Origin of the sequence: Pseudomonas sp. PDM28, assembly GCF_019219115.1 — a bacterium.
Taxonomy (GTDB): Bacteria; Pseudomonadota; Gammaproteobacteria; order Pseudomonadales; family Pseudomonadaceae; genus Aquipseudomonas; species Aquipseudomonas laurylsulfatiphila.
The window spans coordinates 70456-85690 of record NZ_JAHUWG010000013.1 but is presented as its reverse complement, the minus strand read 5'-3'; the positions used below and the strand labels follow the sequence as shown (position 1 = coordinate 85690).

The 15235-nt window shown below is 62.4% G+C and carries 15 protein-coding genes; 9 read left to right on the top strand and 6 right to left on the bottom strand.

The annotated features are described in order from the left end of the window. Window positions 1–173: 173 nt before the first annotated feature. Together KW841_RS27035 and KW841_RS27030 are read right to left on the bottom strand one after the other, a co-directional pair. On the bottom strand, window positions 174–1304 hold the full coding sequence (locus KW841_RS27035; RefSeq protein WP_218480402.1) for a P1 family peptidase: 1131 nt from the start codon (window positions 1302–1304) through the stop codon (window positions 174–176). A gap of 167 nt (window positions 1305–1471) precedes the next feature. After that, a complete protein-coding gene (locus KW841_RS27030) occupies window positions 1472–2575 on the bottom strand; it encodes an extracellular solute-binding protein (RefSeq protein ID WP_218480401.1) in 1104 nt (367 codons plus the stop codon). A 110-nt stretch (window positions 2576–2685) separates the two neighbouring features. Here KW841_RS27030 and KW841_RS27025 point away from each other — a divergent pair, with 110 nt between their 5' ends. After that, complete coding sequence (locus KW841_RS27025; protein WP_218480400.1) at window positions 2686–3459, top strand: helix-turn-helix transcriptional regulator; 774 nt, start codon at window positions 2686–2688, stop codon at window positions 3457–3459. Window positions 3460–3571: 112 nt separating this feature from the next. Here KW841_RS27025 and KW841_RS27020 read toward each other — a convergent pair whose 3' ends face one another. Beyond that, a complete protein-coding gene (locus tag KW841_RS27020; protein WP_126046310.1) occupies window positions 3572–4483 on the bottom strand; it encodes a LysR family transcriptional regulator in 912 nt (303 codons plus the stop codon). 106 nt (window positions 4484–4589) lie between these two features. On the opposite strand from KW841_RS27020, the gene KW841_RS27015 reads away from it, so the two are divergent. The 3 genes from KW841_RS27015 (at window position 4590) to KW841_RS27005 (ending at window position 8927) form a co-directional block, all read left to right on the top strand. After that, window positions 4590–6317 (top strand): amidohydrolase, encoded by a 1728-nt coding sequence (locus tag KW841_RS27015; protein WP_218480399.1) that lies wholly within the window; start codon window positions 4590–4592, stop codon window positions 6315–6317. A gap of 152 nt (window positions 6318–6469) precedes the next feature. Then, entirely contained in the window at window positions 6470–7546 is a 1077-nt protein-coding gene (locus KW841_RS27010; RefSeq protein WP_218480398.1) for a C45 family peptidase, read from the top strand. Between the two features lie 37 nt (window positions 7547–7583). Continuing rightward, complete coding sequence (locus KW841_RS27005) at window positions 7584–8927, top strand: MFS transporter (RefSeq protein ID WP_218480397.1); 1344 nt, start codon at window positions 7584–7586, stop codon at window positions 8925–8927. An 84-nt stretch (window positions 8928–9011) separates the two neighbouring features. Here KW841_RS27005 and KW841_RS27000 read toward each other — a convergent pair whose 3' ends face one another. After that, entirely contained in the window at window positions 9012–9953 is a 942-nt protein-coding gene (locus KW841_RS27000; protein ID WP_218480396.1) for a class I SAM-dependent methyltransferase, read from the bottom strand. A 297-nt stretch (window positions 9954–10250) separates the two neighbouring features. Here KW841_RS27000 and KW841_RS26995 point away from each other — a divergent pair, with 297 nt between their 5' ends. From KW841_RS26995 to KW841_RS26975, 5 genes are all read left to right on the top strand, one after another. Further along, window positions 10251–10868 (top strand): cytochrome b/b6 domain-containing protein, encoded by a 618-nt coding sequence (locus KW841_RS26995; RefSeq protein WP_218480395.1) that lies wholly within the window; start codon window positions 10251–10253, stop codon window positions 10866–10868. After that, window positions 10865–11650, top strand: coding sequence for a molybdopterin-dependent oxidoreductase (locus KW841_RS26990; RefSeq protein ID WP_218480394.1), 786 nt, complete (start codon window positions 10865–10867; stop codon window positions 11648–11650). The genes KW841_RS26995 and KW841_RS26990 overlap by 4 nt, the downstream gene beginning before the upstream one ends. A 50-nt stretch (window positions 11651–11700) precedes the next feature. Continuing rightward, window positions 11701–11970 carry a pentapeptide MXKDX repeat protein gene (locus KW841_RS26985; protein WP_218480393.1) on the top strand — a complete coding sequence of 90 codons (270 nt, stop codon included), beginning with the start codon at window positions 11701–11703 and terminating at the stop codon, window positions 11968–11970. A gap of 321 nt (window positions 11971–12291) precedes the next feature. Then, complete coding sequence (locus KW841_RS26980) at window positions 12292–12699, top strand: response regulator (RefSeq protein ID WP_218480392.1); 408 nt, start codon at window positions 12292–12294, stop codon at window positions 12697–12699. A 59-nt stretch (window positions 12700–12758) separates the two neighbouring features. After that, a complete protein-coding gene (locus KW841_RS26975) occupies window positions 12759–13424 on the top strand; it encodes an HAD-IA family hydrolase (RefSeq protein ID WP_218480391.1) in 666 nt (221 codons plus the stop codon). 121 nt (window positions 13425–13545) lie between these two features. On the opposite strand, the gene KW841_RS26970 is transcribed toward KW841_RS26975, so the two are convergent. Together KW841_RS26970 and KW841_RS26965 are read right to left on the bottom strand one after the other, a co-directional pair. Beyond that, window positions 13546–14205 carry an isoprenylcysteine carboxylmethyltransferase family protein gene (locus tag KW841_RS26970; RefSeq protein WP_218480390.1) on the bottom strand — a complete coding sequence of 220 codons (660 nt, stop codon included), beginning with the start codon at window positions 14203–14205 and terminating at the stop codon, window positions 13546–13548. 72 nt (window positions 14206–14277) lie between these two features. Further along, window positions 14278–15222, bottom strand: a complete 945-nt coding sequence (locus KW841_RS26965; protein WP_218480389.1) for a GlxA family transcriptional regulator — start codon at window positions 15220–15222, stop codon at window positions 14278–14280. Window positions 15223–15235: the final 13 nt, after the last annotated feature.

Here is a 15235-nt window from a genome sequence, read left to right as displayed (position 1 = left end):
AAAAAAAGAGCCTCAAAGCTCTTTGATGGGGAGGAAGTAGAGCCCTCGAGGCTCAAGATGCGCATGAAGCAGGCGGTGAGCTTGGTAGGGGTTCAGATCACTCACCACCTACGCAGCGGCTTGCACAAGCAAGCGACTGCGTAAGTTCATCCTAAAAAGACCGAGTGTTTCACTCAAGTACCGCTAGTCGCATCTCCCGGCCAGCCGGCGCGGCGCAACGCCTTGAGCAGGGTTTCGGCATCCAGCCCCGGCACCCCATGCCCGTTGCCTTCGGCGGTGTCGGCCGCGAGCAGGGCATTGATGATGGCTTCTTCCACGGCTTCGGTGGCGGCCAGGAACAGCTCGCTGATATGGTCGTTGTTGACCATGCTCAGGTTGTTTGTGGTCTGCGCTTTCTTGCTCTCGTAGGCCGCCGGTGGCACGTGATCGTTACCGGTGGCGAAAGCGATGAAGATGTCGCCGCTGTGGTCTTCATTGCCGCCGCCGGTGCGGGCCAGGCCGAGGCTGGCGCGTTGGGCCAGGCGCGTGCACTGGTGTGGCAGCAGCGGCGCATCGGTGGCCAGGCAGACCACGATCGAACCCATGCCCGGATGGGGCAGCGAGGCCTTGAGGAACGGCGAATCGACCTGTTCCATGTAGCGCCCGACCGGGTAGCCGTCGACGCGCAGTTCGTTGCGGATGCCATGGTTGGCCTGGACAATCGCCCCCACCGTCCAGCCACCCTGGGCGCTGTTCAAGCGTCGCGACGCGGTGCCGATGCCGCCCTTGAATTCGTGGCAGATCATGCCGCTGCCGCCGCCGACATTGCCTTCGGCCACCGGGCCACCCGCCGCCGAGCGCACGGCTTGGGCTACGTGTTCCGGCTTCACGTGAAAACCGTTGATGTCGTTGAGCAAGCCATCGAAGGTTTCCAGCACCACCGGCATGTTCCAGTAGAGGCGCCCGTCATCGGCTTGCTGCTCGCGGTCGACCACGATCAGCGCATCGCGCACCACGCCCAGGCTGTGGGTGTTGGTGAAGGCGATGGGGCTGGTCAGCAAGCCCGCTTCGCGAATCCATTCCAGGCCCGTGGCATCGCCATTGCCGTTGAGTACATGCACGCCGGCAAAGCACGGTTGCTGGCTGGTGGAACCGGCACGCGGTTCGATGACGGTGACGCCGGTAAGGATGTCGCGGCCGTTGGCCGTGCGTCCTCGTACATCACAGTGGCCGACCCGCACGCCGGGGACGTCGGTGATGGCATTGAGCGGGCCGGGTTGCAGTTGGCCGAATTGGATGTTCAAGTCGCGGGCGCGTGGTTTCATGGTTTTTCTCATCTTCGATTCGTGGCAGAAAAAAATATTTGTTGGGCACCACGGACACTGTGGGAGCGAGCTTGCTCGCGATGGGGTCGTTACATTCAACATCTATGGCAACTGATCCACCGCTATCGCGAGCAAGCTCGCTCCCACAGGGGTATGCGGTGTCCTTGCTATTGACCGTTCTTGACCTTGCTCCAGATTCGCGTGCGCACGCGTTCGGTCGCTGGCGGCAGGGGCTGGAGGGTGAACAGGGTGGCCATGGCTTCGGCTGACGGGTAGACGGCCGGGTTATTGCGGGTCGCTTCGGCCACCAGCGTGGTCGCGCTGCGGTTGCCGTTGGGGTAGTTGAGGTGATCGCTGACCGGGGCGATGACTTCAGGGCGCATCAGGTAGTCGATGAAGGCCATCCCTTGTTCCGGGTGCGGGGCGTCCTTGAGCAGCACCAGGGTGTCGAACCACACCGGCGCGCCTTCCTTGGGCAGGCTGTAGGCGATCTTCACGCCGTTGCCGGCCTGCTCGGCGGTGGTCTTGGCTTCGAGCATCGCGCCGGACCAGCCGACCGCCACGCAGATGTTGCCGTTGGACAGGTCGCTGATGAACTTCGACGAGTTGAAGTAGGCAATGTGCGGACGCAGCTTGAGCAGCAGCGCTTCGGCCTTTTTGTAGTCTTCGGGGTTGGTGCTGTTGGGCGGCAGGCCGAGGTAGTGCAGGGCGACCGGCAGCATCTCCGACGGCGAGTCGAGCATGGCCACGCCGCACTCGCCGAGCTTGGCCAGGTTCTCCTCCTTGAACACCAGGTCCCAGGAATCCACCGGCGCCTTGTCGCCCAGTACCGCGCGCACTTTGTCGACGTTGTAGCCGATGCCGTTGGTGCCCCACAGGTACGGCACGGCGTACTGGTTGCCCGGATCGTTGTTGGCCAGTTTCGCCAGCAGATCGGTGTCCATGTTCTTGAAGTCCGGCATCTGCGCCCGGGGCAGTGGGGCGAGGGCACCGGCCTTGATCAGGGTCGGCAGGCTGAAGTTGCTGGCCACCACCACGTCGTAGCCGCTGCGGCTGGTGAGCAATTTGCCTTCGAGTACTTCGGCGCTGTCGAAGGTGTCGTAGACCGGCGCGATCCCGGTGTCTCGCTTGAAGTCGTGCAGGGTCGTGGGGCCGATGTAGTCGTACCAGTTGTACACGTGCACGGTCGGGGCTTCGACGGCTTGCGCCGACAGCGACACCGCCAGACAGACGCCAAACCCCAGATTGAAATACAAGCGGTGACGACTCATGATGCGGCACTCCTGGCCTGTTGCGGCCGGTGGTAATCAGGAGTTTGCAGCGTATCGACCGGGGTGGCCTTCACCCATTCCCATCATGGGTTACTCAAAAGGGGTAGTGCGTGGACGCGTTGTTGAAAGAGTTGCCGGTGCACCAGGGGCTGGCGCGGGTCTTCGCGACGGTGGGGCGGGACGGTTTCTGGCGGGCGCTGGTCGATACCCTGCGGCTGCTGGTACCGCTGGACAACGCCCTGGTGGCGCTGATGCGCCCGGGCCACGTGCCGCGCCTGCTGATTGATTTCGATGCCAAGGGCAACAGCGCCGAGCAGGAAGAGATGGCGGATTACCGCGCCGGCATGTACTTGCTCGATCCGTTCTATCAAGCCGTTTGCGCCGGCATCGCCGACGGCTTGCACAGCCTCGAATCAGTGGCCCCCGACCAGTTCCAGCACAGCGAGTACTACCTGAGTTACTTCAGCACCGTGGTCGGTGGCGACGAGTTGCAGTTCATGGTCAACCTCGACGGCGCCGTACTCGGCCTGTCCCTCGGGCGTTCGACGCGCTTTGGCCTTGAGGATCAGGGGCGCCTGCTATGCGTGCGTGACTGGGTGCTGTCCGCGATGCGCCGACACCTGGAGTTGCTGCCTCCGGAAGGGTCGGTCGCCGAACCGCCGGCCGGCGATCTGGCGACCTTGCTCGATCGCTTCGATGCCCGCCTGACCATGCGGGAAATCGAAACCGCGCGCCTGATTCTCCAGGGCTTCTCCAGCAAGGCCATCGCCCAGCAAATGGGCATCTCCCCCGAGACGGTGAAAGTGCACCGGCGCAATCTCTATCACAAGCTCAACGTGAACGGGCATGGCGAGTTGTTTGCGCTGGTGTTGCAGCCGCGTTAATCCGGATTGTCTGGTTGCCCAAGCCATCGCCTTCGCGAGCAGGCTCGCTCCCACAGTTGAACTGCATTTCATTGTGGGAGCGAGCCTGCTCGCGAAGGACGCTATGCGGTCTTCAGGCCTGCTGTTGCTGCCAATGCGCCTTGAGGTATTCGATGAACACTTTCACCTTGCGCGTGTTGCGCCGGTGGGCCAGGTACAGCACGTAGATCCACGGCCCGAACGCGCTGGGTTCGCGCCAGTACTGCGGCATCAACTCGACCAGTTCGCCACGCGCCAGATAGGGCGCGGCACTCCATTGCGGGATGAACTGCAAACCTTGCCCATCGAGCAGGCAGGCCAGCAGAAAATCAAAGTTGTCGCTGGCCACCCGTGGCGTCGGTTGTGTCAGCCGAATTCGTTGCTCGCCTTGCTTGACCCACCAGAAATGCCGGTTGAGCAGCGGGTGGCGGAAGATCAGCCAGTCGTGCTGCTGATAGTTCTCCAGTGAAACATCCTCGCCCTTGCGCGCCAGGTAAGCCGGGCTGGCGCAGAGCAACACCTGGTTTTCCACCAGCGGCTGCGCGATCACGCCAGGCAGGTCGATGGGGCCGTCGCGCAGGGCCAGGTCGTAGCCGCCGTCCACCGGGTCTTCGAAGTTATCGCTCAGGTCCACTTCCAGTTTGACCTGCGGGTACGCGGTCAAAAAGCGACAGCACACCTGGTTCAGAAAAGCCGGCGCGAACGAGGGCGGGGCGGTGATCCGCAGGTCGCCGCGCAGCTCATGCTGCAACTGTTCCACATCCTCGGTGGCCAGTTGCAGTTGCATCAGCGCCTGGCGTGCGCCTTCCAGGTAGATGCGACCGGCTTCGGTCAGCGCCATGCGCCGGGTGGTGCGGTCGAACAGGCGCGTGCCGAGTTCTTCCTCCAGTTGAGCCACGGCCTTGGTCAAAGCCGATGGGGTCTTGCCCAGCAGGTCGGCGGCTCGGCTGAAATTACCCTGTTCGGCGGTGGCGACGAACATGGTCAGGGCACTCATTTTATCCATTTATCTATTCCTGATAGGCACAGAAGTTGTGCGGGAGCAGGCATTCAGTTCTCGATTCGGCTTGGATAGTCTTGGCTACAGCCCGACAAAAATAAAGAGCTGATCCATGAAACAGATTCTGACCCTGGCCGCGTCACTTGCTCTGGCCTGTTCCTCGATGGAAAGTATGGCCGCTGTCGATCTCATCCTGCACAACGCCAGGGTGTACACCGCTGAACCCGGCCAGCCCTTGCAGCAGGCCATCGCGGTGGAGAACGGCAAGGTTTCGGCGGTGGGTTCCGATGCCCAGGTGTTGCGGCTCAAACAGCCGGGCACGCGCATCGTCGACCTGGGCGGCAAGGTGCTGATGCCAGGGTTTATCGACTCGCACTCACACACGGTGAAGGGCGGCCTGCAATTGCGTCAGGCCAATCTGGACGGTGAGTTGCTGGCGCTGGACGAGCTGGAAAAACGCCTGCGTCAGTGGCGCGAAGACGGCAAGGCCAAACGCGGTGACATCCTCAGCGTCGGCGGTTTGCCATCGACCTACTGGAGCCAGATCGAGGCGCTTGAGCAGCGCTTCAATCAGGGCGAATGGGCAGACACGCCGATTCTCTTTCTCGGCTGGGACCTGCACACGGGATGGGCCAACCGGGCCATGCTCCAGCGTGCCGGAGTGGATGCCGCGCGGGTCAAGGCATTGAAGGACGAAGAGCAGGCCACGATCGGGCATCACGACGATGGACGGCCCAATGGCTTCCTGGTCGACGCCGGACTGTATCCGGTGCAGGCCCTGCTGCCACCGCCGACCACCGAGGAATTGATGGCGGGCGCGCGTGCAGCGCTCGACTATTACAAAAGCCTGGGCATCACCGGTTGGATGGACCCCATCGCCAATGAAATTCCAGGCGGTGATGTGAACAATCGATCGCTGGGGGTGTTGCCGATCTACAAGGCGCTGGCCGAACGCGGCGAGCTGACCGCGCATGTGGCCGCATTGCTGATGGCCGATTCGAAAGCCACACCGACCGATCTGGATGAGCTGGACAAGGTTCGCCAGCAGTTTATCGGCGTGCCCAACCTGACCCTGCCGGGCATCAAGATTTTTGCCGACGGCGTGGCGGAAGTTCCGGCGCAAAGCGCCGCCATGCTGGAGCCCTACAAGGACTCGAAAAAATCCGGCGAATTGCTGATCGACCCGGCGCACTTCGGCGAGCTGGTCAGCGCTGCCGACGCCCGTGGCTGGCTGGTGCACATCCACGCGATTGGCGATCGCGCGGTGCGTGAATCGCTCAACGGCATCGAACAGGCGCGCAAGGATCGGCAAAGCGGGATTCCCCACTCCATCACGCACCTGCAAATGGTCAACCCGAAGGAATTCGCCCGCTTCAAAACCCTCAACGTGATTGCCTCGATGCAGCTGTATTGGGCCATGGCCGATGAGTCGAGCATGGACCTGGTCAAGCCCTATGTCAGTGCCATGGCCTTCATGTATTCGTACCCGGCCCGTTCGCTGCTCAAGCACGGCGCGACCATTGCCGGCGCCAGCGACTGGCCGATCACCACGCCGGATCCGTGGAAGGCGATCTACCAGGCGGTCAGCCGCACCGGCCCCAAAGGCGTGCTCAACGCCGCCGAAGAGATCGACCGCCAGACCATGTTCCAGGCCTACACCCTCAACGCCGCCCGCACCCTGCGCCTTGAAGAACAGATCGGTTCGCTCAAGCCGGGCAAACAGGCCGACATGATCGTCCTCGACCGGGATGTCTTCACCGTCAAGCCCGAGGCCCTGCGCGATACCCAAGTACTGCAGACCTTCTTCGCCGGCCGCGAGATTTTTGCCCGCAATCCCTGAACCCGATCCAGCAGAACACACAAACCCTGTGGGAGCGAGCTTGCTCGCGAAAGCGGTGTATCAGGCAATACAGATGTCGACTGACACACCGCCTTCGCGAGCAAGCCCGCTCCCACAGGTTGAATACCCATGTCAAAAAAGGAACACCGCTCGTGAAACTGCATTGCTTCGTCACCGACACCCACAACCCACAGATCCGAGGCCAGCAAATCGGCGAAACCTGGGCGGCGCAAATCGGCAAGACGGTGGCGCTCTATCTCGACTTTTTCAATCAGGTGGGCGTGGCGCCCGAGCAGGTGCGCGCCCTGGGCGAAGCCAGCCTGCAAGCACTCACCGACTGGAGCCCGAGCCTGGCCCAGGAACTGCAAGCCACGGCCGAAGGCGCCGGGATTCCCCTGTGGCAACTGGCGAGCCTGAACGCCCGCACGGAAATCCTCGCGGTGATGCCTGCCTCTCTCGAGGGCGAATGCTCGACGGCAGTCTTCGCGCCGGCGGGGGCCGATGCGCCCAGGACCCTCCAGACCTGGGACTGGCACGACTCGCTGGTGCCCCACGGCATGCTGCTGCAACTGACAAACCCTTCCGGCATGACCGTGAAGCTGTTCACCGAGTTCGGCATGCTGGGCAAGATCGGTGTGAACAGCGCCGGTCTCGGGCTGCATTTCAACATCCTCCACCACGCCAGCGACAACGCGGTAGCCGGCGTGCCGGTGCACGCCATTGCCCGACGGATCCTGGAGGAGGCGACCAGCGTTGAAGAGGCCATTGCCCTGGCGCGGTCGGCACGGGTCAGTGCGTCGACCGTCCTGACCGTGTTCTCGAACCATGATACGGCGCCACGGGCGGCGAGCATTGAAATGTCCGCCGCCGGCACCGCCGTGGTCCTGCCCGGCGAAGACGGCTGGATCACCCACACCAATCACTTCCTTGACCCGGTGCTGAGCCTTGGCGAGCGAACGCCGGATGCATCGACCACCTACGCACGCCTGGCCCATGTCAACGCGGCCCGGGTCGAGATGATCCATGGCGACTTGAATCGCCGGGCTGCGGCCATGTGCGGTGACGCCGGGGACGAGGCGCCGATCTGTTTCCATCCGGACCTGGGCATGCCGGCTACCGAGCGCTGGGAAACCCTGCTGACCATCGGTATCGACAGCGAAAACGCGGTCCTCGAATACGCCGCCGGCAACCCGATGCTGCTGGCCCGCGACGGCTTCCAGCGCTTCTGAAACGACGTCCTCCATAACAACAAAAAGAGCACTCGATATGGCTAGTTACGGTCATTCCCCGGCGGGTTCGCAGTCCGCCCTCAGAACCTTCTTCGTCTCTGGCATGGGCACCGCGCTGGAGTTCTATGACTTTGTCATCTACGGCACGGCGGCGGCGCTGGTGTTTCCCAAGGTGTTCTTCCCGCAGATGGACCCGTTGACCGCCACGCTGTTTGCCTTCGGCGCCTTTGGTGCGGGCTTTTTTGCCCGGCCGTTGGGTGGCATGGTGTTCGGGCACTACGGCGACAGGATCGGCCGCCAGAAAATGCTGGTGATCACCCTGTTGCTGATGGGCTTGAGTACCTTGCTGATCGGCTGCCTGCCGGGCTATTCGTCAATCGGCCTGGCCGCACCGGCACTGCTGGTGTTGTTGCGCTTGATACAAGGCTTCGCCGCCGGTGGTGAGTGGGGCGGGGCGGCGCTGTTCGGCATCGAGTCGGCGCCGCCCGGTCGACGAGGGTTGTGGGGCAGTTTCACCAGCATGGGGATCGGCATCGGCGGCATCCTCGGCGCGGCAGTGTTCGGCATTGTCAGTGTCGCCTCCAACGACAATCTCGCCGATTTCGCCTGGCGCATTCCCTTCTGGCTGGGCGGTGTGCTGGTGTTGATCGGGCTCTATGCGCGCCTGCAAAAACCCGTTGAACAGCGCGTCGAACACAAGACGCCGGTGCGTATGCCACTGATCGCCGCACTGCGGGCGCGGCCGAAAGAAATGTTGCTGTGCACGGGTATCGCGTTTGGCTACGTGACCATTGCCTACATCGGCAGCACGTTCTTTTTGTCGTACGCCACGCAGATCGGTTACGGCAGCACCGATGCACTGATCTTCGATTTTTCGTTGTCGGTGGCCATCGTGGTGACTGCGCCGCTGTTTGCCTTGCTCTCCGACCGGATCGGCCGCCGCAAGGTCATGATCCTCGGCGCGGTCATCATGGCCGTCGGGTTCTTTGCTTTCTTCCCGTTGGTCGGCATGAAAAGCCTGCTGGTATCGACCTTGGCGTACATCGCGGTTGGCGCGTTCATGGGCGCGACACAGGGGCCGATTCCGGCCTTTCTCGCGGAGCAGTTCCCCCGGGAGATGCGCTATTCGGGGATGTCCGCCGCCTACCAGATCGGCGCTGCACTTGGCGGCGGTACGGCGTCGAGCGTGGCCACGGCGATCCTGATTGCCACCCATCACAATGCGGTGGGTGTAGCCGTGTACGGCTCGGTGGCGCTGGCGATTGTCGCGGTGTGCTCGTTCTTCTTGAGGGAAACCGCGCACTTGAGCATGGCGCAGATTGATGAGGTGGCGGGAGAGGGAAGGCATCCCTCGGTAGTTGGTTTAGCTACACGCCCTTAGAATCAAAAGATCGCAGCCTGCGGCAGCTCCTACAGGGTTTTGTATTTCCTGTAGGAGCTGCCGCAGGCTGCGATCTTTTGCGTTTCAATTGCCGAGCCTGAACACCAACGCCTTCAACCCACACTCGACATCCGCATCCGGAAACTCCGGCGGATTCTCCAGCCGCTGTTCGAACCGCAGCCCCGGTGCCTCACGGGTCACGCCATCGATCAGGAAGTCCGCCCCAAACGCCGGGTCGTTCATGCAGGCCAACACCGTGCCTTCAGGGCTGAGCAATTCCGGCAGGCGACGCAGTACCCGCTGGTAATCCTTGGTCAGCAAAAAGCTGCCTTTCTGGAACGACGGCGGGTCGATGATCACCAGGTCGTACGGGCCTTTGCCGATCACCTTGCCCCAGGACTTGAACAGGTCGTGGCCGAGAAACGTGACCTTGCCCAGGTCGTGGCCGTTGAGCCGGTGGTTGTCGCGGCCACGGCTCAGGGCCGGGCTCGACATGTCGAGGTTGACCACGTGGCTCGCGCCGCCTTCGATGGCCGCCACCGAGAAGCCGCAGGTGTAGGCGAACAGGTTCAGCACCCGCTTGCCCTGTGCATGGGCGCGGACCCAGTCGCGGCCGTAGCGCATGTCGAGGAACAGCCCGGTGTTCTGCTTGCGGCCCAGGTCGACCCGGTATTTCAGGCCACCCTCGGTGATGGTCATTTCTTCGATGACTTCGCCCAGCAGCCATTCGGTGGTGCTTTGCAGCAGGTAGCGATGTTGCAGCAACAGCGTATGGGCGCCGGATTGTGCCCACTGTTCAGACTGGGTGATCGCCATCAGCCGCTGCTTGAGGTCTTCCAGTTGCCCGGCTTCAGGCTCCTTGAACAACGCCACCAATACCACGCCCTGCAACCAGTCCACGGTCACTTGCTCCAGCCCCGGCCAGCAGCGGCCACGGCCGTGGAACAGGCGGCGGGTTTCGGCAGGGGCGGCTGCGAGGGCGGTCAGCAACTGGTCGTGAAGGGTGGAGAGGGCGTCTGCGTTCATTGGTCTGGGTCGGCAATTTGCGGGGGCGGCATTTAACCATAATTGCACAACCGACGGACCACCATAGAACCCTGTGGGAGCGGCGGTGCGGCGATCCGACTTGCCCGCGAAAGCGGTGTGTCAGTCAATGTAGATGTTGAAGCTGACGGCCTCTTCGCGGGCAAGCCCGCTCCCACAGGTTCTGCGGCAGGTTATCGAGTATGAGTTATCACATTTAATTTAACTTTACGTGAGGATTTGGCGATCTTCCGGCTCCCATACTCGGCCCCAACGAACAACAACACACGGGAGCCGGACATGTCGCAGTCAACTGCTTCACCCAAGGCCAGTCATCCACGCTGGCTACGCCTGACCCACTGGCTCAACGCCCTGGCGGTGCTGGTGATGGTCACCAGCGGCTGGCGCATCTACAACGCCTCGCCGATCTACGAATTCAGCTTTCCCGCGTCGATCACCCTCGGCGGCTGGCTCGGTGGCGCGCTGCAGTGGCATTTCGCGGCGATGTGGTTGCTGGCGATCAACGGCCTGATCTATCTGGCCTTCAACCTGTTCAGCGGGCGCCTGAAGCGGCGCTTCTTCCCGGTTTCGCCCAAAGGCGTGCTGCATGACCTGTGGGCCGCCTTGCGCGGAAAACTCGGACACGCCGATCTCAGCCATTACAACCAGGTGCAACGCGTCGCCTACCTGTTCGTGATAGTCGACATCACACTGCTGGTGCTCTCCGGACTGGTGTTGTGGAAGTCGGTGCAGTTTCCGCTGCTACGTGAATTGATGTTCGGTTACGAAGGCGCACGCCGTGTGCATTTCTTCGCCATGGCGCTGTTGGTGGCCTTCGTGGCGGTCCATCTGCTGATGGTCGCGCTGGTGCCGAAAACGTTGTTGGCCATGATCGTCGGCCGCAAGGAGCAAGCATGAAAAAGCGTATTCAGATCCCCGGGCTGGACGAATCTTCGATTCTCACCGACGCCCGCAAGATCCTCGCCCCGCAAATCGAAGACCGCTCGCGGCGTTCGTTCCTGCTGCGTGGCCTGACCCTCGGCGGCGTGGCGATGTTGTCCGGTTGCAATATCACCGACAACCAAAGCGTCGACACAGCGCTGTCGTCCATGTCGCGCTTCAACGACCGGGTGCAGGGCTGGCTGTTCAACCCCAACGCGATGGCGCCGACCTACCCCGAATCGATGATCACCCGGCCGTTTCCGTTCAATGCGTTTTACGGCATCGACGAGGCACCGACAGTGGAGGAGGAGAGCTATCGCCTGGAGGTCAGCGGCCTGGTCGCCGACAAGCGCAGCTGGCGCCTCGAAGAGCTGCGTGCCATGGCCCAGACCGAACAGATTACCCGGCACATTTGCGTCGAAGGCTGGAGCGCGATCGGACGGTGGGGCGGCGTGCGCTTCAGCGATTTCCTCAAGCGCATCGGCGCCGACACCGACGCCAAATACGTCGGCTTCAAATGCGCCGACGACTATTACACCAGCATCGACATGGCCACTGCGCTGCACGCGCAAACCTTGTTGGCGCTGACCTTGGACGGCGCGGTGCTGCCACGCGAATACGGCTTCCCGATGAAGCTGCGCATGCCCACCAAGCTTGGCTACAAGAACCCCAAACACATTCAGGCGATTTTCGTCAGCAACACCTACAGCGGCGGCTACTGGGAAGACCAGGGCTACAACTGGTTCGGTGGCAGCTGAGGATGCCTGGCTTTCACACCTCCACAACCCACGCTCCAAGGAGTTTCATCATGAAAAAACTGACCACCGTTATATTGTCCATGTGCCTGGCTGTTGGCGCTGCCTCTGTGTTTGCAGCTGACACCATGAGCAACGACAGCATGAGCAAGGACTCGATGTCCAAGGACGCGATGAAGAAAGATGCGATGAAGAAAACCGATTCGATGTCCAAGGACGCCATGTCCAAAGGCAGCATGTCCAAGGATGCAATGTCCAAGGACACGATGAAAAAAGATGCGATGTCCAAGGATGCGATGAAGAAGGACGCCATGTCGCAGTAATCCCAAACTACTGAAACCCCTGTGGGAGCGGCGGTGCGACGACTCGACTTGCTCGCGAAAGCGGCGTATCGGTCAACATTGATAGCGACTGACACTACGCCTTCGCGAGCAAGTCGAGTCGTCGCACCGCCGCTCCCACAGGTTTTTTGTCGCCCCGAACGACCTGAGCCCCGAAAAAGGACATCGATGATTGATCCGGACGCGTGATGCCGGTCACCTGCCTGTATCAAAAATGAATTTCCGCGGTTTGCGCTGCTCATACCTTTAGGCAGCGGATCCAATTCCGCGAAATCATTGAGGCAATCAGGGAGCGGCACGGTCATGAGTCGAGTACCGACGGCGGGCGGACATCGTCCTGACGGGTTGATCCTGGTAGTTGAGGACGACCCGCTGATCCTGGAGTTTCTCTGTGAAATTCTTCAGGAGGAAGGTTTTGTCGTCGCGCCGCAAATCAGTGCGGACGCGGCAGCGATCTATCTGGAACAGCATGCGCCGCAGGTAGGCATGCTGCTGACAGACATCACCATGCCCGGCACGCTCAATGGCGCGGACCTGGCCAACCAGTTCGGTGATCGCTGGCCGGACAAGCCGATCATGATCATGTCCGGTTTCGAAACCCCTGAAAGCTCCGGCGTGCGGCACGCGGTCTCGTTCATCAAGAAGCCCTGGATGATCGGTGGGCTGCTCGATTGTGTGAGCCAGACCTTCAAGTCCAAACGACTCAACTGAGCCGTTCGCAGATGCTACATTGCCGGGCAAATCCGTCCGGCAGCTGCGAGGTCCTTTCCTTGTCCGATCACCCTGTATTCAACTCGACTTACCGTGCCTTTCTGTTCGACATGGACGGCACCGTCCTGACGTCCATTGCCGCTGCCGAGCGGGTCTGGACCACCTGGGCCGTGCGCCATGGGGTCGATGTCGAATCCTTCCTGCCGACCATTCACGGCGCCCGCGCCATCGACACCATCAGGCGCCTGGGCTTGCCCGGGGTGGATGCCGAGGCCGAAGCCGCGTGGATCACCGAAGCGGAAATCGACGACGTCGACGGGGTATTCGAAGTGGCGGGCGCGGCGAAATTCCTCCGGTCCTTGCCGGCCAGGCAGTGGGCCATAGTCACCTCCGCCCCACGGGAACTGGCGCTGCGGCGGATGGCGGCGGCGGGGATTCCCGAACCTGAGGTTATGGTGACTGCTGAGGACGTCACGGTCGGCAAGCCTGACCCCGCAGGTTATCGACTCGCGGCCCGACGTCTGGGCGTGGAGCCTGGGCAGTGCCTGGTTTTTGAAGATGCCACGGTGGGGATTTTGGCGGCTGAAGCGGCGGGGGCGGATTTGATGATTGTCACGGCTACCCATGAGCAGCCGATCGAGACGTTGCATGGGACGTTGGTCGGGTATGACAGGGTTGCCGCGAGCGTGGATGCCGACGGTCTGATTCGTTTGCAGCTTTTGTGAACGACACATTTCCCCTGTGGGAGCGGGCTTGCCCGCGATGGCGTCGGCACATCCAGCATCGATGTGACTGAAGAATCGCTTTCGCGGGCAAGCCCGCTCCCACAGGGGATCAGTGTTCCAGTCAGTAAAGTCCGGGAACCAGCCGCCAGGTGCGGGCGCAATAGGCTTCGTATTCGCTGCCGAACTGCGCCCTGAGCAAGGCTTCTTCCGAGTGAATCCGGGCGATCAGCGGGATCAGGGTCAACGCCGCCAGCAGCAGACCGACGCTTGAGCGAAACGCCAGCGCCCAGCCCACGGCGATGACCATCATCCCCAGGTAACTGGGGTTGCGCAGGCGCCGGTAAATGCCCTCGGTGACCAGTCGATGCCCCGGCTGGATCGCCACCAGCCCGCTGAAGCGCTTGCCCAGCACAAACACCGGCCACAACCGCAGCGCGCCGCCCGCGATGAACAACAGTGCCCCGAGCCAGCGCACGCCTTCACCTCCAAACGTCCAGAAATCGATGCGGTCGGTATAGGCCGGCAGGAAGCCGCTGAGCACGCCGATCACACCGAAGACCGGGAGGACCCAGCGATTGGCCCGGTCTTCGCGTTCTCCCGAACTGAGGTTGACCTCGGTGAACAGCGATGCGACGGTCATGACCAGGGTGGCCAGGGCAACGACGACCAGTGAGCCGTGGCTGAAGTAAGCCGCGAAACCGCCCAGTCCCCAGATCGCCAGGGCGAGGTAGGCGAGGGTGCTGACGATGGCAAAAAACGCCAGTTTGGCCGAGATTTTCATGGCGCCTCCAAAAAAGACCTCCGGTATGTTCAGTGTAGATACCGAGGGTTCCCACGCAGAGCGAGGGAGCGATCAAATCACCTCCGCCCGCGCATTGCGCCGGATCACCTGGGGTGGTTGTCCGAACACCCGCAGGAAGGTTTCGCGCATGCGGCGGCGGTCGGTGAACCCGGTTTCCACGGCGATCTGGTCGAGGGTCAGGCGTCCGCGCTCGAGCATCTGTCGCGCCGCTTCCAGACGCAGGTTCTCGATGGCCTTGGCCGGCGATTGCCCGGTTTCGGCGCGAAACGCCCGGCTGAATTGCCGGGGGCTGAGGTTGGCCACTTGTGCCAGTTGCTCCACCGAAAGGGGCTGGGCGAGGTGTTCCCGGGCGTAGGCGAGCACGGTCTGGATGCGGTCGGATTTTGGCTCCAGTTCCAACAGCGCCGAATGCTGCGACTGGCCGCCGGCGCGGCGGTGGTACATCACCAGTTTCTGCGCCACGGCCCGGGCCAGCTCGGCGCCGTGGTCCTTTTCCACCATCGCCAGTGCGAGGTCGATACCCGCGGTCATGCCAGCGGACGTCCAGATCGAACCGTCGATCACGTAGATGCGATCCGCCTCGACCTTGATCGCCGGAAACCGCGCCTGCAGTTCCCGGGCGTAGGCCCAATGGGTGGTGGCCCGCCGTCCGTCGAGCAAGCCGGCCTGGGCCATGACGAACGCCCCGGAGCAGATCGACGCGGTACGGCGCGCGCTGTGGATGCTGGCCTTCAGGTACTCCAGCACGGCCTCGGGCGCCTGTTCGACGATCGAATCGCCGCCGACCACGATGACGGTGTCGAACACGCGCCCGTCGAAGGCCTCGGTGCAAACGCTCAAGCCACCCGAGGCGCGCAGGGTGTGACCGTTTTCCGACAGCACGCGCACGTCATACAGGGTCTGTGCGGCACTGAAGTTGGCGTACTCGAACACCGGCATGGCGGCCAGCGCCATGGACTGGAAACCCTCGAAAACCACGAACGCCACGCTGATCATCGACCTGTCCTCA